This window comes from Thiomonas sp. (assembly GCF_034007205.1).
Taxonomy (GTDB): domain Bacteria; phylum Pseudomonadota; class Gammaproteobacteria; order Burkholderiales; family Burkholderiaceae_C; genus Thiomonas.
Map to the genome: position 1 here is coordinate 94,271 of NZ_JAVERI010000003.1, position 22,443 is coordinate 116,713.

Genomic DNA, 22,443 nt, shown 5'->3' on the forward strand with positions numbered 1-22,443 from the left:
CGATTGCAAAAGCAACGCCCAAAGCCTCCCCACCCCAACCCTCCCCACATGTGGGGAGGGAGTGAATTCGCCTCCCCCACGCTGTGGGGGAGGTTGGGAGGGGGAGGGTTCAAACGCACCATGTCGGCCCCATCGTGCCGGGCGCGGCCCGGACCGGAGGTCGCTCGGGAAACCGCTGCGCACAGGGATTTTCAGGGCGCCAGGTCGTAGAGCAGGCCCGTCTGCAGCTTGAGCTGGGCGGTGGAAGCGGCCGCGTCGAAGCGAGATTGCAGCACCAGACGTGTGGACTCCACTGCGCTGCGCCGGGCGAGCAGCCAGTCCGACAGGCCCGCTTCGCCCAACTGATAGGCGCGCAACATGCGGCTGCTGGCCTGGATCTGCACCTGCGCGGCGCGTTCGGTGGCTTTGACCGCGCCAAGCTGCGCCTGCATATTGGCGTAGAGGCGCTGGAATTCCGCTGCGATCTGCATTTGCAGATCGCGCAGCCGCCATTGCGCGGCGTCCGCTTCGGCCAGCGCGGCACGTTCTTGCGACACCCGTGCCGGCCCACCAAACGGCATGGCGAATTGCAGGCCGACGATGCGTTCGCTGCCCCCGCGTTCCGAGCCGATGTAGGCGCCTACCGTGGGCTGCGGGGTGCGCGCGGCGTGGGCCTGGGCAGCCATCGCCTGTGCCTTTTGCAGCGCGGCACGCTGTCCGGCCAGCAGCGGATTGGCTTGCATCGCCTGCGCGCTCAGTTGCTCTGCGGACAGGTCGGGCAGCGCCAGTGCATTGGGGTCGGCCTGCGCCTGAAGACCGCCGCCGCGCGCCAACAGCGGATAGCGTGCAAACAAGGCGGCGCGGCTGCTCGCCGCTCTGCCCTGTGCCAGCAGCAGGGCCGATTGCGCCCGGGCCTGCTCGGCCTGCATCTGCTCGAGCTCCAGCACGCTTGCGTCGCCCAGGGAGCGGCGGCGCTGCAAGGCTTTGACCTGGGCGTCGATCAGGTCGAGGTCCTGCTGCGCCAGCACGGCCTCGGCCTGCGCGCGCTGCGCGGCAAACCAGGCAGACAGCAAAGTGCCGAGAAACTGCTGCCGTGCCGCAACCAGAGCGGCCTGCGCCGACACGTTCAGCGCTTCGGCCATGCGCTCATCGGCCTGCGCCTGCGACGGCAGGCGCAACTGACGGTTGATGAGCAACTGCCATTCAGTGTAGTGCCCGCTGTCGGGCTGGGAGTCGATGCGGCGCTGCTGCACCTGCGCCTGGCCGGTGAACTCGTTGGTTCCGGCGCGCAGCACCGCGCCGTTTTGTGCGGCCGCCTGCTGCATGGCCTGCGCTTCCTGCAGCGCGGGAGTGGCGGCCAGGAGCTGATCGACCGTGGCGGCTTGTGGCAGGCTGGGGCTGGGCAGGTCGCTCAGGGCAGGCAGGGCGGCGGGCAGGGCGATCTGCGGTGGCGCCGCGGCTGCTTTGGCGGATTGGGTTTGCGCCGCCCAGGCGGGTGCGGCAGTCAGCGCAAGTGCAAGTGACAACGCGGCAGTCAACGCCCGCTGGGCGTGGGGTCGGGACAAGGGAATCATCAGACGTTCTCCGTCGATTGGGCCGCAGCCTCGGCCTCGCGCTCATTGCGCGGCAGGCCGAAGCGGGCAAACATCAGGGGCAGCAGCACCAGGGTCAGGGCGGTGGAAGTCACCAGTCCGCCGACCACGACCACGGCCAGGGGCTTCTGGATTTCCGAGCCCGGGCCGGTGGCCGAGAGCAGGGGGATGAGGCTGAACGCGGTGATGGTGGCGGTCATCATCACCGGACGCAGCCGGCGCATGGCACCGTCGCGCACCGCCTGCATCAGCGGCAGGCCACGTTGCAGCAGTTCGTTGAAATGGCTGACCAGCACCACGCCGTTGAGCACGGCGATGCCCAGCAGCGCGATGAAGCCCACCGAGGCCGGCACCGACAGGTATTGTCCGCTGGCCCACAGCGCCAGCACGCCGCCGACGAGGGCGAACGGAATGTTGGCGAACACCAGCACCGACTGCCGCACCGAGCCGAACGTGGTCATCAGCAGCACGAAAATCATCGCCAGCGCCACCGGCACCACCAGCCCCAGCCGGGCAGCGGCGCGTTGCTGGTTCTCGAACTGTCCACCCCATTCCAGCCGGAAGCCCTCGGGCAGCTTCACCTGGGTGGCCACGGACTTCTTGGCGTCATCGACATAGCTCACCAGATCGCGTCCGCTCACATTGGCCTGCACCGAGGCGAAGCGGCTGCCGTCCTCGTGCGCCACCAGCACCGGGCCTTGCGTGGGCGTCAGCCGGGCGAGTTGCGACAGCGGATAGGCCGTGCCATCGGGCGCGGTGATCATCACATGCGCGAAGGCCTCGGGATTGCTGCGCAGATCGGTTCCGCCGCGCAGCAGCAGCGGGGTGCGGCGCACGCCTTCGAGCACCATGCCCTGCGGCTGGCCTTCGACCAGCGCGCGCAAGTCTTGCTGCAGGCTGTCGACGTCGAAACCGGCGCGGCCAGCGGCCAGCCGATCGACCTGCACCGTCAGGTACTGCACCCCTTCAGGGCGGGCGGCGAGCACTTCCTGCGCGCCGGGCACGGCCTTGAGCGTCCTGGCCACCTGTTGTGACAGGTCGCCAAGCTGGGCGATGTCCGGGCCGAAGATTTTCACCACCAGGTCGCCGCGCGCTCCAGTGAGCATTTCCGACACCCGCATCTCGATCGGCTGGGTGAAGCCGAAGTTCACGCCGGGAAAGCGTTCGAGCACCTTGCGCATCGCCCCGATCACGTCGTCCTTGCTGCCACGCCACTGCGACATGGGTTTGAGCACGAGGAAGGTGTCGGTCTCGTTCAGCCCCATCGGATCGAGGCCGAGATCGTCCGAGCCGCTGCGGGCGATGATGGATTTGATCTCGGGCACATCCTTGAGCAAAGCCTGCTGCACCCGCAGGTCGAGCGCGGCGGTCGCGCCCAGGCTGACCGAGGGCAGTTTCTGCAATTGCACGATCACATCGCCTTCATCGAGCGTGGGCATGAAGGTCTTGCCCACCTGGGTGTAGGCCCAGCCGGCGGCCACGAGCGACAGCAGCGCCACGGCGACGACGATGCGGGTGTGTGCAAAGCTCCAGTCGAGCACGCGCCGATAACCGGCAGAGAGCTTGCGCACCAGCCAGGGGTCGGAGTGCGAGGCGGTCTTGAGCAGAAAAGACGCCATCACCGGCACGATGGTCAGCGCGATGAGCAGCGACGCGCCCAGCGCGAACACGATGGTCAGCGCCACCGGGCGGAACAGCTTGCCCTCCAGTCCTTCGAGGGTGAGCAGCGGCAGGAACACGATGGCGATGATGGCCACGCCCGAGAGCACCGGCCCCGCAACTTCCGACACCCCGCGCAGGATGCGCCCGAGGCGGTCTGTGGTGGGGCCGCCCGCGCTGCGATCCGGCGCATGCTCCGGGTCGTGGCTCATGTGGTTCACCAGGTTTTCCACCACCACCACGGCGGCGTCCACCAGCATGCCCAGCGCAATCGCCAGTCCGCCCAGGCTCATCAGGTTGGCGCTCAGGCCGAACCAGCGCATCAGGATGAAGGTTGCCAGCGCCGACAGCGGCAGGGTGATGGCCACGACCAGCGCCGCGCGCCAGTTGCCGAGGAACAGCAGCAGCATCACCACCACCAGCACCACGGCCTCGCCCAGCGCTTCGAGCACCGTGCCGACGGCGCGTTCGACCAACTGGCTGCGGTCGTAGAACACGCGCAAGGTCATGCCTTGCGGCAGGCGCGGCTCCAGTTCGGCCAGACGCGCCTTCACCCCGTGGATCACCTGCTGCGCATTGGCGCCGCGCAGGCCCAGCACGATGCCTTCGACCGCCTCGCCCTTGCCGTCCGCAGTGACGATGCCGTAGCGCGTGCTGCTGTCCACGCTGACCTGCGCCACATCGCTGATGCGCACCGGCGTGCCGCGCACATTGGCGACCACGGTGTTGCGAATGTCGTCGACGTTGGCAAACGCCCCCTGCACCCGCACGATGCGGGTTTCTTCGCCTTCGTCCAGACGCCCGGCGCCGTCGTTGCTGTTGTTGACCTGCAGCGCGGTGCGCAACTGGTTGAGCGACAGGCCCCAGGCGGACAGCCGCGCCGGATCGGGCTGCACCGCGAAGGCGCGCACATCGCCGCCGAGCATGTTCACATCGGCCACGCCGGGCACGGTGCGCAGCGCCGGGCGGATCAGCCATTGCAGCGCGCTGCGTTTCTGCTCCAGCGTCGCGTTGCCTTCGACGGTGAACATGAACAGGTCGGACAAGGGCGTGGTGATCGGGGCGAGCCCGCCCATCGCCGAGGCCGGCAGGTCGCCGCGCACATTGGCCAGCGCCTCGCCGACCTGCTGCCGCGCCCAGTACACATCGGTGCCCTCCAGGAAGTCCACCGTGATGTCGGCAATGCCGTACTTCGAGGTCGAGCGCACGATGCGCTTGTTGGCGATGCCCAGCACCTCCTGCTCGATGGGCAGCACCACGCGGGTCTCCACCTCTTCCGGAGTCATTCCAGGCACTTTCATGATGATCTTCACCTGCGGTGAAGACACGTCGGGGAAGGCGTCGATCGGCAGTGACTGCCAGGCGAAAATTCCGCCCAGCACCAGCGCCAGCATGGCGCCGAGGGTCAGCAGGCGTTGGCGCAGCGCGCCATGCGTGAGGGACATGAGATTCATGGCGCCACCTCACCCGCCGCCGCCTTGATCGCCACCACCCCGGTGGCCGCCACCCTGTCGCCCGTCTTGAGCGGGCCGCTGACCATCACCGCGTCGTTCAGCCGGCCGGCCACGCTGACCGGAACGATGCGAAAGCCATCAGCCGTGGCCACGAGCACCGCATCGCGGCCGTTGATCTGCGTCAGCGCAGCGGGCGGCACGCGCCACACGCCCGCCTGCGCGGGCAGACTCAGCCGCGCCTGCACCACGGCGCCCGCCTGCAGGCTGCCGGGCTGGGTGACGCGCACGCGCAGCAGCACGCTCTGTCCGGCGCTCAGCGCGGTGGACTTGGCCTGCAGCACGCCGCTGGCCTGCAACGCGGGAACGTCCACGGCCGTGCCGACTTGCAGCGATGCGGCCTGCTGCGGGCTGGCGTCGATCTCCAGCCACAACTGCCCTTGCTGTGCGATGCGGAACAGCGCCGCGGCCATATCGACACGCTGCCCCGGCAGCGCCGCGACCTCGGTGATGACGCCGCCCATCGGCGCGCGCAGCACGGCCACGCCATTGAGCGCCGTGCCCCCTGCGGCCAGCTTGAGCGCCAGATCGCGCTCGGCCAGCATGGCCTGCGCCTGGCGGCTCTGCGCCCGCGCGGTGTCGAGCCGCGCGCTGGGCACGATGCCCTCGTTCACCAGCGTGGTGTCGCGCTGCAACTGGCGCTGCGCCAGGTCGTATCGGCTCTGCGCCTCGCTGCGTTCGCGCTGCAACTGGGCGATCTGCGGGCTGCTGAGCTCGGCCAGCGGCTGGCCGCTTTTCACCGTGTCGCCGGGGTTGACCAGCAGGCGGGTGACCAGACCGGCAGCGGGCGCGGAGACGACCGCCTGCTGCGACAGCGGCACCGTGACGCGGGCGGGCAGGTCGAGCTGTGCGGCGGAGGCGGCCTGTACCGTGGCCAGGCGCACGCCCAGCGCGGTCTGCTGGTCGGCGGACAGGGTGATGACGCCGGGCGCGGCGGCTTGCGCGGCGGCGCCGGGCATGGCGAAGAAGGACAGGCTCAACAGACTGGCGGACAGGGCGCACGCCAGCGGGGTGCGCGACAAAAGGATTCGAGGCATATTGCATCCCGGCAGCGCCGGGCTCCATCGGGGACTGAAGACGATCATCCGCGTGACAGGTTGCACCTGTGTTTCACGCGAGTTACTGCGCAGTGACGCAGCGGCGCGCACCGCGCGCAGGCGTGTCAGACCAGAGTGGAGGGCGGAGCCTGGCCGGGAGGCGGCAGGCCGTGGTGAACGCGCGGCAGCGCGTCACCCGAGGTTTGCGGCCAAGAGATGAGCGCGATGGGGGTCAAAGCGCGCTGTGACGCCAAGACAAACGCCGGCAGCACGGCTTCGGTGTCGCTGAAGACGCTGGCCAGACGGATTTGGGACAGCCGGGATTGGGCAATCCCCGAGGCCAGTTCCACATCGCTGGGCTCGGGCGCCTGCAGCGCAAGACCCGAACGCTGCACCGCGTGTCGAGAGGGGCCGTCAAGGCAGGCCAGGCCCTCGAATGCCGGGCTGGCCTGCACTTCGGCCGCCGCCGACAACACGTGGATGTGCCAGCCGCCTTGCACCGGCTGACCCAGATGCCCATGAATGAATGGCATCAGCCCAAGCAGCAGCACCAGCATGGAGAACCAGGCTGTGCGCACGGTGGAGAGGGCTTTGGACATGGGCGGAATGCGTAAATTTGTAACGACTATAACGAGACTCACAAAAACCCGTGAGAGCGGGGTGATTTTGGGGGGATTCGGTACCCGGCCGGTGCGTCATGCCGGGTGGATGCTCAGGCGACGACTCTGCAATTTCTAATTTCTAAAATGCCCCGATGATCGCCAAGCGCAAGCCCTCTCAGCGAGAACCCTTTGCCGATACGCCGCCGCGGCCAGGCGCGCCTCGCAAGGATCCGGCGGGAAAGACCCGAGCGGCACGATCCACGCCGCTCGCCCGCCTGGGTCTGCGCACCGACTGGGACCTCGCGCTGCACCTGCCGCTGCGCTACGCGGACGAAACGCGGCTCACCCCCCTGCACGCGCTGCGCGATGGCGCGGTCGTCACCGCCGATGCCGTGGTGATCGACGCGCAGGTGCAGGGTCGCGCACCGCGCAGGCAGTTGCTGGTGCGGTTGCGCGATGCGGATGCAGCCGACGAAACCCTCACGCTGCGGCTGTTCCACTTCTACCCCAATCAGCTCAAAACCCTGCAACCCGGCGCGCGGCTGCGGGTGCATGGGCCGGTGCGGCAGGGCTTGTTCGGCTGGGAGATGGTGCATCCCGGCTGGAAGAGCGTGGAGGCAAACGCGCCCTTGCCGACCACGCTCACGCCGGTATACCCGACCACTGCAGGCGTGCCGCAGAGCTATTTGCGCAAGGCGGTGGCCGCAGTGTTGGCGCGTCTGGATTGGCGCGACACCGTGCCGCAGCAGGAATTGACGCGCCAGGGTCTGCCCGATCTGGCCTGGAGTCTGCGCATCCTGCATGCCCCGCCGGCCTCGGCTCTGCCTGCGTTGGCGGCGGGCACGCATCCGGCGCAGCGTCGGCTGAAATTCGACGAACTGCTGGCGCAGCAACTGGCGCAGCAGCAGGCCCGGGCGCAAAGGCAGCGGTGGCAGGCGCCCGCGCTGTCCGCAGCAAACGGGATCGGTGAGGGGGACGCGGCGCACAGCCTGCCGGCACGACTGCGCGCTGCCATACCCTTCCCCCTCACCGCGGCGCAGGCGCGCTGTGTGGGCGAGATCGCCGCCGACCTCGCGCAGGCCGCGCCGATGCACCGCCTGCTGCAGGGCGACGTGGGCAGTGGCAAGACCGTCGTGGCCGCGCTGGCGGCGGCGCAGGCCATTGCCGCGGGCTGGCAGTGCGCGCTGATGGCGCCCACCGAAATCCTCGCGGCGCAACATGCGCGCAAGCTCGCCGACTGGCTGGAGCCGCTGGGCGTGGGCGTGGCGTGGTTGTCGGGCAGTCAGACCAAGAAAGAGCGCGAGGCCGCGCTGCAGCGGGTGGCAAGCGGACAGGCGCAGCTCGTGCTGGGCACCCACGCCGTGATTCAGTCGCAGGTGCGTTTTGCCCGACTCGGGCTGGCCATCGTCGACGAGCAGCACCGTTTCGGCGTGGCGCAGCGTCTGGCGCTGCGCGACAGCCTGCGCGCGGGCACGCAGAGCAGCGGCCTGCAACCGCATCTGCTGATGATGAGCGCCACGCCCATTCCGCGCACCCTGGCGATGGCGCTGTTCGGCGATCTGGACGTGTCCACCATCGATGTCTTGCCGCCGGGCAGAACGCCGGTGCGCACCAGCGTCATCAGCGCCGAGCGGCGCGAAGAACTCATCGCCCGCATCGGCGGGCTGATCGCGCAAGGGCGTCAGGCCTACTGGGTCTGCCCGCTGGTGGACGAAAGCGAAACCCTGGACTTGCAAAACGCCCTGGCCACCCACGCCGAACTCAGCGCCGCGCTGGCAGCCCTGCCCGGCCAGGTGCGGGTGGGCCTGCTGCATGGCCGCATGAAAGCACAGGAAAAGCGGGCCACCATGCAGGCGTTCAGCGCGGGCGACATCGGCCTGCTGGTGGCCACCACGGTGATCGAGGTCGGGGTGGACGTGCCGGGCGCCAGCCTGATGGTCATCGAACATGCCGAGCGCTTCGGGCTGTCGCAACTGCATCAACTGCGCGGGCGGGTGGGGCGCGGGGCGGCGCAGTCCGATTGTGTGCTGCTGTTCACCTCGCCGCTGTCGCCCACGGCACGTGAGCGTCTGGCGGCGATGCGCGAACTCAGCGACGGCTTTGCCCTGGCGCAGAAAGACCTGGAGCTGCGCGGCCCGGGCGAACTGCTGGGGCTGCGGCAGTCGGGCGTGCCCGGCTTGCGGCTTGCCGATCTGGCGCAGGACACCGATCTGCTCGAAGCCGCACGCGACGCGGCGCAACGTCTGCTGATCGCCGCCCCCGAAGCCGCCCGGCACCATGTGGCGCGCTGGCTCGGCGAGGGCTGCGACTGGCTCGGCGCGTGAGGGGCAGTGATTCACTCCTTCCCCACTTCTCCCCCTCCCAACCTCCCCCGCCAGCGGGGGAGGGGCTGAAACCTGAGGTCTTCCAGGTGATTTCGCTTGCATTGATTGACACAATCTGACCGTGTTTCTGTTTCAATTCCTTCTATGACACTCACGGAATTGCGCTATATCGTCGCCGTCGCCCGCGAGCGGCATTTCGGTCGTGCCGCCGAGGCCTGTTTCGTCAGCCAGCCCACCCTGTCGGTCGCCATCAAGAAGCTCGAAGACGAGCTCGACGTGCGTCTGTTCGAGCGTGGCGGCAGCGAGGTCAGCGTCACGCCGATCGGCGAGGCCATAGTCGAGCAGGCGCAGCGCGTCATCGAGCAGGCCGCGGCCATCAAGGAAATCGCCAAGCGCGGCAAGGATCCGCTGGCCGGGCCGCTGCGGCTGGGGGTGATCTACACCATCGCCCCCTATCTGCTGCCCGAACTGGTGCGCAACGTCATCGAACGCAGCCCGCAAATGCCGCTGCTGCTGCAGGAGAACTTCACCACCCGGCTGCTGGAAATGCTGCGCAACGGCGAACTCGATGCGGCGATTCTGGCCGAGCCGTTTCCCGACCAGGGGCTGGCGGTTGTGCCGCTGTACGACGAGCCGTTCATGATCGCCGTGCCGCGCGGCCATGCGCTGGCGGGCAGCAAGGCATTGAGCGCCGAGGCCATCAAGGACGAGACCATGCTGCTGCTGGGCGTCGGCCACTGTTTCCGCGACCATGTGCTCGAGGTCTGCCCGGAATTCGCCCGGTTTTCGCCCAGTTCGGAAGGCATACGCAAGAGCTTCGAGGGCTCGTCGCTGGAGACCATCAAGCAGATGGTGGCCTCGGGCATGGGCATCACCGTGGTGCCCAAGCTGTCGGTGCCGCGGCAGGACGTGCCGCATGCGGCCGACCCCGGCACCGATCATGTCCGCTATGTGCCCTTCACCGATCCGCCACCCACGCGCCGCGTGGTGCTGGCCTGGCGCAAGAGCTTCACCCGGCACGAGGCCATCGCCGCGCTGCGACTGGCGGTCATGGCCTGCGACCTGCCCGGCGTGACCCTGCTCACGCCTTGATCGGCACCCCCTTCCAACTTCCCCCGCAAGCGGAGGAGGGATTTTTCGGTTCTTTCCTGGAGGGGTAAGCCTCAAGCCTGCGTGTGCACGTCGTGCGCGACGAAACCCCGTTCGGCGCCGGGCAGGGCGAACCAGCCCGGGTGGTCGAGGGTGCGGTGCATGTCGCTCAGGCCGCTGCGCCAGTGCGCGCGCATTTCGGCGCGACCGAAGGTGTAGTCCTTGCCCGGGCCGTCGAATGGCTTGTGACGGTAGATCAGGTGGATGACGTTGTAGCGCTTGTCCCGCGCCATCGTCTGCACTTCCCGGCACAGCGCGTCGCCATCGCGCAGTTCGGCGGGAATGCGCGCGAGCAGCTCGCGCAGGATGCGGCGCTGCTGCTGGGCGCGCTGCAGCGTGTCGGTGATGGTGCGTGTGCGGCTGGAATACTGGATGTCTTTCTGCCGCTCGGCCACGTCCATCAAATTCTGTGGCGCATCGCCCTGCGCGCTCCACAGGTCGACCTGGAACACCAGGGTGTTGTGGCTGGGGTGGCCGCCGAGCACCTGCGACAGGGGCGTGTTCGACACCAGTCCGCCGTCCCAGTAGAACTCGCCGTCGATTTCCACCGCGGGAAAGCCCGGCGGCAGCGCGCCCGAGGCCATGATGTGCTCGGGGCCGAGACGCATTTCGGCGCTGTCGAACACCACCAGGTTGCCGCTGCGCACATTCACTGCGCTCACGCTGATACGGGTTTCGCCGCTGTTGAGGCGGTCGAAATCGACCAGCCGGGTGAGCGTGTCGCGCAGCGGCGCGGTATCAAAGAAGCTGGCCTGTGTCGGGCCGCTGCCGCCCAGCGGCCAGCGCGGCAGAAAGAATCCCCGCTGGCCTTCGAGCACGGCGCGCAGCCCCTGCAGCGCGGCAAGCTGAGGTTGCAGCGGTTCGGGAATCCAGCCCAGTGCGGCGCCGTGTTCCCAGGGCAGGGTGGGCAGCAGCGGCTGCTGGGTCACGGTTTCCCAGAAGGCGCGCAGCGCGGCGGTGCGCTCACCCGGTGGGTTGCCCGCGATCAGCGCGGCGTTGATCGAGCCGATGGAGATGCCCGCCACCCAGTGCGGATGCACGCCGCAGTCTTCCAGCGCCTCGACCACGCCGCACTGATAGGCGCCGAGCGCGCCGCCGCCTTGCAGCACCAGGGCGATGCGGTCGTAGTTGCGCACCTGTGCCAGCACCGCGTCTGCACGGCAGGACGGCGCGGATTCGGCGGGTTCTGCCTCGGTCTTGGGCCGGGGCGCACGGCGAGAGGTCGTGGTGGTCGTCATGACTTGCGCCTTTAGATCATGCACCAGCCGTGGCTGGCGACGATGGACTGGCCGGTGAGTGCGGCCGTGGGGAAGGCGGCGAGGAACAGCGCGAGATGGGCGATGTCGGCCGTGGTGGTGAATTCGCCATCCACCGTGTCTTTCAGCATCACGTTCTTGATCACCTCGTCTTCGCTGATGTGCAGTTCCCTGGCCTGCTCGGGAATCTGTTTTTCCACCAGCGGAGTGCGCACGAAGCCGGGGCAGATGACGTGCGAGCGCACGCCCTTGGGCCCGCCTTCCTTGGCCAGCACCCGCGCCAGCCCGAGCAGCCCATGCTTGGCGGTGACGTAGGCGCTCTTGAGCTTGCTGGCCTCGTGCGAATGCACCGAGCCCATGTAGATGACGACGCCGCCCTTTTTGGCATACATGCCGGGCAGCACCGCCTTGGTGGTGAGAAAGGCGCCGTCGAGGTGGATGGCGAGCAGTTTTTTCCAGTCGGCGAAGGCGAAGTCTTCGATCGGGTTGACGATCTGGATGCCGGCGTTGGACACCAGAATGTCCACCGGGCCAAAGGCCTTGGCCACCGCCTCGCAACCCGCGTTCACCTGCGCTTCGTCGGTCACGTTCATCGCTACGCCCATCGCCTTGCCACCGGCCTTGTTGATGGCTTCGGCGGTGGCGCGGGCGGCGTCGAGATTGAGGTCGGCGATGGCGACCTTGGCGCCGGCCTGGGCATAGGTTTGGGCAATCTCCTTGCCGATGCCGCTGGCAGCGCCGGTGATGAGAGCAGTTTTGTCCTTGAGGCTGAGTTGCAGGGTCATGAGAGTCTCCTGGTGGAAAAGTAAGCAAAGGCGAATCGATTCAAGCGCAATTGTTGCGAAGCGGCAAGCGTGGCCGCCGCTCTGTTCAGAGCATGGAAGCGGGGGCTTAACCTGGGCTGAAAGCGGGTTTATTCAGGCGTCAATGCGGGTGTGGCGGCGGCGATGGTGCAAAAATCACCCGCACCCGCAGTCCGCCCAGCGGGGAGGTGCCGAGTTGAATGCAGGCGCCGCAGCGCTCGGCCACGCTGCGCACGATGGCCAGCCCCAGGCCGCTGCCGCCGGCGGGGCTGCCATCGCGGCGGTAGAAGCGGTCGAACACGCGCTCGCGGTCTTCGGGCGGAATGCCGGGGCCGGAGTCGTCCACTTCGAGCAAGGCCATGCGTTGCGGCGTGGGTTGACCGGGCTGCATCTCGCAGCGCACCCGCACGTCCACCCGGCCGCCGCTCGGGGTGTAGCGCAGGGCGTTGTCCACCAGATTGCGCACCAGAATGCGCAGGCCGCTGGCCGGGGCGAGCACGGTGCAGTCTTCGGCATCTTCCAGCCCGGCGTCCACGCCGCGCACCAGCGCGAGTTCGGCCGTGTCCGACAGCGCCAGCCGCGCGGTGTCGAGCAGACTCACCGGGCCGAGCGCTTCTTCGGCGCCCGACTCGTTGCGCGCGAGCTGCAGCAGTTGCTCGACCAGATGGCTGGCGCGGTCGATGCCGCTTTCCAGCCGGGCCAGCGCCACGCCGCGCTGCGCTTCGTCGTGCGCGCGCCCGAGCATCTGCACCTGCACCTTGAGCGCGGCCAGCGGCGAGCGCAGTTCATGCGCGGCGTCGGCCACGAACATGCGCTGCGCGTCGAAGGCCTGCCGGGTGCGCGAGAACAGGCCATTCATCGCCCGCACCACCGGCTGCATTTCGCTGACCACGGGGTGCGGGTCGAGCGGGTCGAAACTGGTGGCGGCGCGGTTCTGCAGTTCGCGCGACAGATCGCTCAGCGGCCGCAGCGAGCGCCGCACCACCCAGGCCACGGCCAGCAGCAGCAGCGGGGCCATGACCGCCATGGGCCAGATAGAGCGCAGCGCAAAGCCCAGCGCCAGCGCCTGCCGCGTGGCCGTGCTCTGGCCGACCTGAATGGTGCGCCCGCCCGCCTGCATGGAATAGACGCGCCACTGCTCGCCGCCGACCTGCACATTGGTGTAGCCCAGCACGGCCTGGCTGGGCAGTTCGCTGCGCGGGCGCGAGACGTAGATGCGGCGGCCGTCGGGCGCCCAGACCTGCACGACGTAATCCACATCGTTGCCCGCGCTGACGTTGGGGCCGAAGCCGGGCAGGCCCATGTCGCCGCTGGCCAGGGACAGGGCGAGTTGCTGCAGGTGATAGTCGAACACCGCATCGGCTTCGTTCATGGCGTTGCGGAACACGGCCACGGCCTGCACCAGTGCCGCCAGGGTGATGGCCACCGAGAGCAGCAGCAGCAGCCGGGCGCGCAGCGATTTCAATCGCCGCTCCCATCGCCGCCGCCTTGCGCACCACTGGCGTTGTGAGCCGAAGCCGCGCCAGGCGCGGGCTGCTTGGCGATCATATAGCCCATGCCGCGAATGTTGCGGATGAGATCGGGTCCGAGTTTCTTGCGCAGGCTGTGCACGTACACCTCGACCGCATTGCTCGAAATTTCGTCCTTCCAGCTATAGAGTTTTTCTTCGATCTGGGCGCGCGACAGAATCATGCCGGGGCGGGCGATCAGCGCTTCGAGCACGGCCCACTCGCGCTGCGACAGGGGGACGGGCTCGCCGTCCAGCAGCGCCTCGTGCGTGGCCGGGTTCAGGCTGATGCGGCCGTAGCTGAACACCGGCTCGGCCCGGCCTGCGGCGCGGCGCAGCAGCGCGCGGATGCGGGCGGAGAGCTCGTCGAGGTCGTAGGGCTTGAGCACATAGTCGTCGGCCCCGGCGTCCAGCCCGGCGATGCGCGCGGACACGGCGTCGCGCGCGGTGGCGATGAGCACCGGCGTGGCCTCGCGCCGCGCCCGCAGCGCCTTGAGCACGGCGATGCCGTCCATCCTGGGCAGGCCCAGATCGAGCAGCACCAGGTCGTACTGCTCGGTGCGCAGCGCCGAGTCGGCCACGGCGCCGTCGCGCACCCAGTCCACCGCGTAGCCCTCGCCGCGCAGCGCGTCGAGCACGCTTTCGCCGATCATCACATCATCTTCGACCAGGAGCAGGCGCATGGGGTGGGATGGCAAACGGACATGGATCGCACTTTAGCGGCGGGCGCTTAGACTGCGCTTAACATCCAGCGCGCCAACCCACAAACTGCCCCTATGCGAATTTCTTTCGATGGAGCCGCCAACCGCCTGCCCCGCACCGTGTGGCTGCTGGGTCTGGTCAGCCTGTTCATGGACACGTCGTCCGAACTCATCCACGCGCTGCTGCCGGTCTATATGACCACGGTGCTGGGCCTGAGCGTGCTCAGCGTGGGCGTGGTCGAGGGCATCGCCGAGGCTACGGCGTCGATGCTCAAGGTGGTGTCTGGCGTGTGGTCAGACCGCATCGGCTCGCGCAAATGGCTGGCGGTGACGGGCTATGGCCTGTCGGCGCTGACCAAGCCGCTGTTTCCGCTGGCTTCGGGGGCGGGCGAGGTGATCGCGGCGCGTTTCATCGACCGCATCGGCAAGGGCATACGCGGCGCCCCGCGCGACGCGCTGGTGGCCGACGCCACGCCGCCCGAGCTGCGCAATGCCGCCTATGGCCTGCGGCAGAGCCTGGATACCGTGGGCGCGACGCTGGGGCCGCTGGCGGCCATCGTCCTGCTGGCGCTGTATGCCGACAACCTGCGGCTGGTGCTGTGGTTCGGCGTGATTCCGGCGGTGATCGCCGTGGCGATTCTGGCGTTTGGCGTGCGCGAGCCGAGCCGGGTCGGCACGGGCATGGCCAGCGCCAAGGCAGGCAAGAAGCGCGTGGACTGGCGCGCGGCGCGCGGGCTGCCCCCGGCATTCTGGCAGGTCGTCGGCCTGGCCGCGTTGTCCACCGTGGCGCGGCTGACCGAGGCGTTTCTGGTGCTGCGCGGCGATCAGGTCGGCGTGTCGGTGCTGTGGATCGCGCTGGTCACGCTGGTGCTGTCGCTCACCTATGCGCTGTCGGCCTATCCGGTGGGCGTGCTGGCGGCGCGCTGGGGGCGCAAGCGGCTGTTCGGTCTGGGGCTGGCGGTGCTGGCGGCGTCCATGCTCTTGCTCGGCGGGGTGTTGCCGCTGGGAATGCCCGGATTCTGGCTGGGGGTTGCGCTGTGGGGGCTGCACATGGGGCTCACGCAGGGTTTACTCTCCGCAGCCGTGGCCGAAACCGCGCCGCCCGCCTTGCGCGGCACCGCGTTCGGCCTGTTTCACCTGACCATCGGGCTGATGCAGTTGCTCGCGGCCATCGGCGCCGGTTGGCTGTGGCAGGCCATCGGCTCCGGCGCGCTGTTCACGCTGGCGGCCGCGCTGGCGCTGCTGTGCCTGCCCGCGCTGTGGCTGTGGCTGCAGGAAAACCCGCCATCCACATAGGAAGAGACATGACGACGACGCATGCGATTCGCTTCGATCAATACGGTGGCCCCGAAGTGCTGCAGTGGCGCACGCTGGAACTGCCGGACCCCGGCTACGGCGAGGTGCTGGTGCGCCAGGAGGCCATCGGGCTGAATTTCATCGATGTGTATCACCGCAGCGGCCTGTACCCGCAGCCGCTGCCGGGCAGTCTGGGCGGCGAGGCCGCCGGGGTGATCGAGGCCGTGGGGCCGGGGGTGGAAGGCTTGGCCGTGGGCGACCGCGTGGGCTATTGCACCGGCGCGCCCGGCGCTTATGCGCAGCGGCGCATCGTGCCGGTTGCGCCGCTCATCAAACTGCCCGACGACATCAGCTTCGACGTGGCCGCCGCCAGCCTGCTCAAGGGGTTGACCGCGTATTACCTGCTGCATCGCACGCGGGCGCTGAACGCCGGGGATGTGGCGCTGTTCCACGCCGCGGCAGGTGGGGTCGGGCTGATTGCCGGGCAGATGGCAAGGGCGCTGGGCGCCACGCTGATCGGCACAGCCGGGTCGGCGCACAAATGCGCGCTGGCGCTGGACAACGGCTACGCCCACGCCATCGACTACGTGCGCGACGATTTCGTCGCCCGGGTGAAAGACCTCACCGCGGGGCGCGGCGTACCCGTGGTGTATGACTCCGTGGGGCGCGACACCTGGGCGCGTTCGCTCGCCTGCCTGCAGCCCTTCGGCCTGATGGTGAGCTTTGGCAACGCCTCGGGCGCGGTGCCGCCGATCAAGCTCACCGATCTGGCGGCTGCCGGTTCGCTTTACGTCACCCGTCCCACGCTGGGCACGCATATGGCCGACCCGGTGGTGAAGCAGAGAATGGCCGATGCGCTGTTCGCCTTCATTCGCAGCGGGCAGGTGGAAATCCACATCAACCAGCGTTACCCGCTGGCCGACGCCGCGCAGGCGCACCGCGACCTCGAAAGCCGCAAGACCATCGGCTCGACGGTGCTGCTGCCTTGAGCTGAATGCCCCTGCGGGTTCTCCCTGCGGCAGCGCGTCGCAGGGAGAACCGCGTATCGCTGCGTAGCCACGGCTCCATAAAATCGCGGCCATGCCGCTGTCTTCCCGCATTCCGCGCGTGCCCCTGACAGGGCAGGGCGCGTCCGCGCCTTCCCTTCTGCCTGCCGTCACCCTGACCCGTCTGCTGGCGGCGCGCTTGGTCATGCTGCTGGCCGAGGTGGCGATGCTGCCCTGGGCGCATCACTTCCTCGACATCACCTGGCCGCTGTACAAAGTGCTGGGCCTCATTGCCTTGCAGACGGCGCTGGCCGCTCTGCTGGGGTGGCAGATTCGCAGCCGCCGCGGGCTGGGCGCTTTCGGTGGTTTTCTCCACCTTCTGGCCGACGCCCTGATTCTCGCCCTGCTGGTGTATTGGAGCGGCGGCGAGGTCAACCCCATCATTTCCCTGCTGCTGGTGCCGCTCATCCTCAGCGCGGTGGCCTTGCCGGGGGCCTATGTCTGGATCATGACGGGCGCGGTCATCACGCTTTATTCGCTGGTGTCGTTTTTCCCGGCGCCGCAGGCCGAGGCCTGCGGGGTCATGAGCGGCATGCTCAGCGAGCATCTCTCGGGCATGTGGGGCAACTTCGTCATCACGGCGCTGCTGGTGGCGGCGGTGGTGGCGCGGCTGGCTTCGGCACTGCGTGAGCGTGAAGTCGAACTGGCCCGCAGCCGTGAAGTCGCGCTGCGCGACCAGCATCTGTTCGCGCTGGGCATGCAGGCCGCAGCCGCCGCGCATGAACTCGCCACGCCCGTGTCCACCCTGGCGATGACGGTCGACGATCTGCAGACCGACTACGCGGGCGACGACGAACTCGGCCCCCAACTGCAGCGCTTGCAGGCGCAGGTGGCGCAGATTCGCACCGTGCTCGGCCACATCACTGCCGCCGCAGGTGCCGCGCGCGAACGCAGTGGACAGACCGAAACGCTGTCGCACTGGCTGGAACAGACTCTGGAGCACTGGCATCTCATGCGCCCACAGTCGCAGGCGGGTCTGACCTTGCGTACCGCCGGGGCGCCCCCCACGCTGCGCGTGGATGCCGGTTTGAACGCCGCGCTGGTGAGCCTGCTCAACAACGCCGCCGACGCCAGTCCCGACGCCGTAGCAGTCGAGGCCGAGTGGGACGCGGCCAGGCTGCGCGTGAGCGTGCTCGACCGCGGCCCCGGCCTGCCCGACGACCGCTTGGCGCAGGCGGGCTACGATTTCGTCAGCACCAAGGGCCAGACGCGCGGCCTCGGGCTGGCGCTGGCGCGCGCCGGAATCGAGCGTCTGGGCGGCACGCTGACCGTGGCGCGACGCGAAGGCGGCGGGCTGCGCGCCACACTGCAATGGCCGCGGAGTTGAACTCAAGAAATGACAAATCCATGAATCTCTTGCTGGTCGAAGATGACGCCGCGCTGGCTGCGGCCACGCGCAACTCCATGGAACGGCGCGGTATTTCGGTATGGCATGCCGATTCGGCGCCGGCGGCGCGCGCGCTGATCGGCACAGCCGCTTTCGATGCCGCAGTGCTCGATCTGCGCCTGCCCGGCGACAGCGGTCTCATGCTGATCGCCCCGCTGCGCGCAGCGTATCCCGAGATGCGCATTCTGCTGCTCACCGGCTATGCCAGCATCGCCACCGCGGTCGATGCCATCAAGCTCGGCGCGACCAACTATCTGCCCAAGCCGGCGACGGTGAGCGACATCCTCGCCGCACTGGAACAGGACGAACCCGAGGCCGGCCGTCCCGTGGCCGCGCAACCGCTGCCGGTCGATCGGCTGGAATGGGAGCACATCCAGAAAGTGCTGGCCGAGCACGACGGCAATATCTCCGCCACCGCCCGCGCGCTGCAGATGCACCGCCGCACCCTGCAGCGCAAGCTGCTCAAGCACCCGGTGCGCGAAGCGCCGCCGGACTCACAGTCGCATTGAGTCGGCAGGGCCGCATCACCGCCGCAGCCAGTGCAGCGCCACCTCCGCATCGGCGGCGAGCCAGTGTTGATGCGGCGTCCAGCCCGCAGCGTGCGCCAGGCGCTGGAACATCGCCACAGGGTATTTGTAGGAGTTTTCGGTGTGCAGGGTTTCGCCCTCTGCAAAGGTGAAGCGCTGCCCGAGCAGTCGCACGGTCTGCGGCGCAGGGCTGAGCAGGTGCATTTCGATGCGGCTGTGCGCCGCGTCGAAGCGCGCCACATGCCGGAAAGCCTGCGGGTTGAAGTCGGCGCCGAGTTCGCGGTTGATGCGGGTGAGCAGATTGCGGTTGAACGCCGCGGTCACGCCGCGGGCGTCGTCATACGCGGGGATGAGTTTGGCCTTGTCCTGCGTGCCGTCCACGCCGACGAGGAGATGCGCGCCGGGGCCGAGAAAAAGCGCGGCGCCATGCAGAAAGCGCACCGCCTGCTCCGGGGTGAAGTTGCCGATGGTCGAGCCGGGAAAAAAGCCGATGCGGGGCTGTTCCCGCACATCGGCTTCAAGCGCGGCGGGCCAGCGCAGCGGGGCGGTGAAGTCGGCTTCCAGTGCGTGTACGGCCAGGCGGGGAAAACGCAGTTGCAGCGCGCGCACCGACTGACGCAGGAAATCGCCGCTGATGTCGATGGCGGTGTAGCTCGCGGGGGCGTTCAAGGCATCGAGCAGCAAAGGCGTCTTGCGGCTGGAGCCGCTGCCGAATTCGATCACCGCCGCCCCAGCGGGCAGACGGGACAACTCGGCGCGCAGGCCGCGCAGCAGCGCGGTTTCGCTGCGGGTGAGGTAGTACTCGTTCAGCTCGGTGATCTGCTCGAACAGTTCCGAACCGCGGCGGTCGTAGAACCAGGTGCAGGGGATGTGCTTGGGATGGGCGCTCAGACCTTCGAGCACTTGGTCGGCGAAGGCGGGGTTGATGTCGGTGGGATCGAGATCGGGGGCGTCGGGAGGGTGCAGCTTGGCGGCGGTTTGCGGGGTCATCGCTGTACCTTTCTTTTGGACAGAGCATTGCGATTTCAGCCCCGCGCCAGCCGCAGCCCGGTGAACTGCCAGCGCTGGTGGGGGTAGAAAAAGTTGCGATAGGTTGCTCGGATATGGCCGGGCGGCGTGGCGCAGGAACCGCCGCGCAACACCATCTGGCCGCTCATGAACTTGCCGTTGTATTCGCCCACGGCGCCGGGCGCCGGGCGAAAGCCAGGGTAGGGCAGGTAGGCGCTGGCGGTCCATTCCCACACGCCGCCCCAGAGGTCTTGCAGGCCGTTCTCGTGCGCGTCTTCGGCGGGAAGGGGCAGGCGCCAGGGGTGGTCGGCGAACTGCGACGGCGTCGCGGCCGGCGCCGGCTGGCGTCGCGCCGCCGCTTCCCACTCGAACTCGGTGGGCAGGCGGGCGCCGGCCCAGCGGGCGTAGGCATCGGCTTCATAGAAGCTGATGTGACTCACGGGCGCCTGCGGCAGCAGCGGCTGCAGGCCGTGCAGGGTCATGGCCTGGGTGTGAAAGCCATCGTCGTGCGCCTGCCAGTAGGCGGGGGCGCGAATGTTCTGTTCCTGCACCCAGCGCCAGCCGTCGGCCAGCCAGAGGGTGGGCGTGGCGTAGCCGTCGTCGGCGATGAAGTCCAGCCATTCGGCGTTGCTCACGGCCCGGTGCGCCAGGGCGTAATCGTCGAGCCAGACGCGGTGGCGCGGGCCTTCGTTGTCGAAGGCGAAGCCCTCGCCCGCATGGCCGATCGCGGTCAGCCCGCAGGGGAAACTCACCCAGCGCAGCGGCTCAGGGTTCTGCGCCGCGGGCATGGGGGCGGGCGCGGCGCCGGGCATGGCGCAATACGCGGGGTGCAGCGGGTTTTGCGCAAACAGATGCAGCAAATCGGTGAGCAGCAATTCCTGATGCTGTTGCTCGTGGTGCAATCCCAGGTCGAGCAGGGCGGTGGGCGCAGTGCCTGGGGAAAGCCGTTGCAGCGCCGCATCGACCTGGGCGCGATAGGCGAGGATCTGTTCGAGCGTCGGCCGGGTGAGCAGACCGCGCTGCGGTCGCGGATGGCGCGGCCCGACGGTGTCGTAATACGAGTTGAAGAGATAGCGAAATGCCGGATCGAACACGCGGTAGCCCGGCAGGTGAGGCGTGAGGATGAATTCCTCGAAAAACCAGGTGGTGTGCGCCAGATGCCATTTTGCCGGGCTGGCCTCGGGCATGGACTGCACGGTGCAGTCGGCGTCGCTCAGCCCCTGCACCAGCGCCACGCTGCGCGCGCGGGTTTGCAGCAGGGCCTGCAACAGGGTGTCGTGCGGGGTGTCGTGCGCATGCAACGGCAAGGCCAGATCGAGTGTCGGCATGGCGGTGTGCTCCATGGAGCGCGGCGGCGGACCCCAAGGATAGCCGCATGGGGTGAAACGCGCCGATCAGACGCCGGTGCCGCTTACCGCCCTGATCTCCTGGCGCTGGATGCCGAGTTGCGGGCTGCCCAGGGTCACCACATCGCCGGGCTGGAGATAGCGTGGGGGGCGGCGGCCCATGCCCACGCCGGGCGGTGTGCCCGTGGCGATGAGGTCGCCGGGCAGTAAGGTCATGTAGCGGCTGAGATAGGCGACCAGATAGGCCACGCCGAAAATCATGTCGCGCGTGTTGCCCGTCTGCATGCGCTCGTCGTTGACGTCCAGCCAGAGGTCGATGTCCTGCGGATCGGCGATCTCGTCGCGGCTGACCAGCCAGGGGCCGACCGGGCCGAAGGTGTCGCAGCCTTTGCCGAGGTTCCATTGGCTGCCTTGTTCGAGCTGATAGGCGCGCTCGGACACGTCGTTGACCAGGCAATAGCCGGCCACGTGTTTGAGCGCATCGGCCTCGCGCACGAAGCGCGCCTCCCGCCCGATGACCACGCCCAGTTCGACTTCCCAGTCGAGCTTGTGCGCGCCGGGCGGCCGCAGCACTGCGTCGTTGGGGCCGCTGATGCAGGTCGTCCACTTGTTGAACACGATGGGCGAGGTGGGGATCGCCATGTGCGACTCTTCGGCATGGTCGCGGTAGTTCAGGCCGATGGCGATGAACTTGCTGACGCCCACGAAGGGTACGCCCAATCGCGGCTTGCCCTTGACGATCGGCAGGTCTTCGGCGTTGACGCCGCGCAGTGCCTGCCGTCCCGAGGGGCCGAACACCTGGGCGTCGATGTCGGAGACGATGCCGTGCAAGCTGCGCAGGCGACCTTGGGCATCGATCAGGCCGGGTTGCTCCTGGCCGTTGCGGCCGTAGCGGACGAACTTCATCGCGGTCTCCTTCTTTGGCAGGGATGGGCGGGTGATTCAGCGTCGTTGATACTGGGTGCTGCCGAACAAGTGTTCGCGCGCGGCGGCATCCATCTCGGGCGGGCGCGCGTCTGCCAGCACCCGCACCCCGCGCTGCACCGCGGGCCGCGCGGCGATGGCGTCGAACCAGCGCTTGGCGTGCGGAAATTCGTCCCAGGTGATGCCCTGATTCGCGGCGCTGCGGCACCAGGGAAAGGTGGCGATGTCGGCGAGGGTGTAGTCGGGCCCCGCCAGCCAGGGCTGCGATGCCAACCGCCGGTCGAGCACGCCGTAGAGCCGGTGCGCCTCGTTGGTGTAGCGGGCGATGGCGTAGGGCAGCTTTTCCGGCGCGTACTGGCGGAAGTGATGCGCCTGCCCGAGCATGGGGCCGATGCTGCCCATCTGCCACATCAGCCATTCGATCGTGGCGATGCGCGCGCGCGCCCCGGCGCCCAGAAAGCGTCCGGTCTTCTCGGCCAGATAGAGCAGGATGGCGCCCGACTCGAACACGCTGATGGGCTGGTCGTCGGGGCCGTCGGAATCGACGATGGCGGGAATCTTGTTGTTCGGACTGATGATGAGGAAGTCGGGCGCGAACTGCTCGCCGCGGCCGATGTTCACGCCATGCACCTGATAGGGCAGGCCGAGTTCTTCGAGCAGGATGTGGATTTTGTGGCCGTTGGGCGTGGCCCAGGAATAGAGGTCGATCATGCGGGCGGGCCGTCTGCGCGGCGGAGTGAACGGATCAGGTCAGCGCATTGTGCGACGGTTGCCGCCATGTTGCAGACG

18 protein-coding genes are annotated in these 22,443 nt (G+C 68.5%); 6 read left to right on the forward strand and 12 right to left on the reverse strand.

Annotated elements, in window-relative coordinates:
• Positions 1 to 191: 191 nt before the first annotated feature.
• The 4 genes from RBR52_RS03460 to RBR52_RS03475 all read right to left on the reverse strand — a co-directional run bounded on the left by RBR52_RS03460 (position 192) and on the right by RBR52_RS03475 (position 6,377).
• Positions 192 to 1,553, reverse strand: coding sequence for a TolC family protein (locus tag RBR52_RS03460; RefSeq protein WP_320375794.1), 1,362 nt, complete (start codon positions 1,551 to 1,553; stop codon positions 192 to 194).
• A complete protein-coding gene (locus tag RBR52_RS03465; protein ID WP_320375795.1) occupies positions 1,553 to 4,684 on the reverse strand; it encodes a CusA/CzcA family heavy metal efflux RND transporter in 3,132 nt (1,043 codons plus the stop codon). The genes RBR52_RS03460 and RBR52_RS03465 overlap by 1 nt, the downstream gene beginning before the upstream one ends.
• Positions 4,681 to 5,778: an efflux RND transporter periplasmic adaptor subunit gene (locus RBR52_RS03470; protein WP_320375796.1), complete on the reverse strand. Its 1,098-nt coding sequence runs from the start codon at positions 5,776 to 5,778 to the stop codon at positions 4,681 to 4,683. Before RBR52_RS03470 ends, RBR52_RS03465 begins: the two co-directional genes overlap by 4 nt.
• Before the next feature lie 125 nt (positions 5,779 to 5,903).
• A complete protein-coding gene (locus RBR52_RS03475; RefSeq protein ID WP_320375797.1) occupies positions 5,904 to 6,377 on the reverse strand; it encodes a hypothetical protein in 474 nt (157 codons plus the stop codon).
• A 155-nt stretch (positions 6,378 to 6,532) separates the two neighbouring features.
• Here RBR52_RS03475 and recG point away from each other — a divergent pair, with 155 nt between their 5' ends.
• Positions 6,533 to 8,704 carry an ATP-dependent DNA helicase RecG gene (recG, locus tag RBR52_RS03480; protein WP_320375798.1) on the forward strand — a complete coding sequence of 724 codons (2,172 nt, stop codon included), beginning with the start codon at positions 6,533 to 6,535 and terminating at the stop codon, positions 8,702 to 8,704.
• Between the two features lie 144 nt (positions 8,705 to 8,848).
• Complete coding sequence (locus RBR52_RS03485) at positions 8,849 to 9,796, forward strand: hydrogen peroxide-inducible genes activator (RefSeq protein WP_320375800.1); 948 nt, start codon at positions 8,849 to 8,851, stop codon at positions 9,794 to 9,796.
• A 71-nt stretch (positions 9,797 to 9,867) separates the two neighbouring features.
• Here the strand turns inward: RBR52_RS03485 and RBR52_RS03490 are convergent, their stop codons facing one another.
• The 4 genes from RBR52_RS03490 to RBR52_RS03505 form a co-directional block, all read right to left on the reverse strand.
• Positions 9,868 to 11,091, reverse strand: coding sequence for a patatin-like phospholipase family protein (locus RBR52_RS03490; protein ID WP_320375801.1), 1,224 nt, complete (start codon positions 11,089 to 11,091; stop codon positions 9,868 to 9,870).
• An 11-nt stretch (positions 11,092 to 11,102) separates the two neighbouring features.
• Complete coding sequence (locus tag RBR52_RS03495) at positions 11,103 to 11,894, reverse strand: 3-hydroxybutyrate dehydrogenase (RefSeq protein WP_320375802.1); 792 nt, start codon at positions 11,892 to 11,894, stop codon at positions 11,103 to 11,105.
• 139 nt (positions 11,895 to 12,033) lie between these two features.
• The gene (locus RBR52_RS03500; RefSeq protein WP_320375803.1) at positions 12,034 to 13,377 is read right to left on the reverse strand and encodes an ATP-binding protein; all 1,344 of its coding nucleotides are present in this window, start codon (positions 13,375 to 13,377) and stop codon (positions 12,034 to 12,036) included.
• A complete protein-coding gene (locus tag RBR52_RS03505) occupies positions 13,374 to 14,102 on the reverse strand; it encodes a response regulator (protein ID WP_320375804.1) in 729 nt (242 codons plus the stop codon). The genes RBR52_RS03500 and RBR52_RS03505 overlap by 4 nt, the downstream gene beginning before the upstream one ends.
• A 93-nt stretch (positions 14,103 to 14,195) precedes the next feature.
• Between RBR52_RS03505 and RBR52_RS03510 the strand changes: the two genes are divergently transcribed.
• From RBR52_RS03510 to RBR52_RS03525, 4 genes are all read left to right on the forward strand, one after another.
• Entirely contained in the window at positions 14,196 to 15,416 is a 1,221-nt protein-coding gene (locus RBR52_RS03510) for an MFS transporter (protein WP_320375805.1), read from the forward strand.
• An 8-nt stretch (positions 15,417 to 15,424) separates the two neighbouring features.
• Positions 15,425 to 16,405 (forward strand): quinone oxidoreductase, encoded by a 981-nt coding sequence (locus RBR52_RS03515; RefSeq protein WP_320375806.1) that lies wholly within the window; start codon positions 15,425 to 15,427, stop codon positions 16,403 to 16,405.
• Between the two features lie 91 nt (positions 16,406 to 16,496).
• Positions 16,497 to 17,789, forward strand: coding sequence for an ATP-binding protein (locus RBR52_RS03520; protein ID WP_320375807.1), 1,293 nt, complete (start codon positions 16,497 to 16,499; stop codon positions 17,787 to 17,789).
• Entirely contained in the window at positions 17,774 to 18,358 is a 585-nt protein-coding gene (locus RBR52_RS03525; protein WP_413818287.1) for a response regulator transcription factor, read from the forward strand. Before RBR52_RS03520 ends, RBR52_RS03525 begins: the two co-directional genes overlap by 16 nt.
• 15 nt (positions 18,359 to 18,373) lie before the next feature.
• Here the strand turns inward: RBR52_RS03525 and egtD are convergent, their stop codons facing one another.
• The 4 genes from egtD to RBR52_RS03545 all read right to left on the reverse strand — a co-directional run bounded on the left by egtD (position 18,374) and on the right by RBR52_RS03545 (position 22,365).
• On the reverse strand, positions 18,374 to 19,366 hold the full coding sequence (gene egtD / locus RBR52_RS03530; RefSeq protein ID WP_320375809.1) for an L-histidine N(alpha)-methyltransferase: 993 nt from the start codon (positions 19,364 to 19,366) through the stop codon (positions 18,374 to 18,376).
• 35 nt (positions 19,367 to 19,401) lie between these two features.
• A complete protein-coding gene (egtB, locus tag RBR52_RS03535) occupies positions 19,402 to 20,712 on the reverse strand; it encodes an ergothioneine biosynthesis protein EgtB (RefSeq protein WP_320375810.1) in 1,311 nt (436 codons plus the stop codon).
• 66 nt (positions 20,713 to 20,778) lie between these two features.
• Positions 20,779 to 21,636 (reverse strand): fumarylacetoacetate hydrolase family protein, encoded by an 858-nt coding sequence (locus tag RBR52_RS03540; protein WP_320375811.1) that lies wholly within the window; start codon positions 21,634 to 21,636, stop codon positions 20,779 to 20,781.
• 36 nt (positions 21,637 to 21,672) lie between these two features.
• A complete protein-coding gene (locus RBR52_RS03545; protein ID WP_320375812.1) occupies positions 21,673 to 22,365 on the reverse strand; it encodes a glutathione binding-like protein in 693 nt (230 codons plus the stop codon).
• Positions 22,366 to 22,443 lie beyond the last annotated feature (78 nt).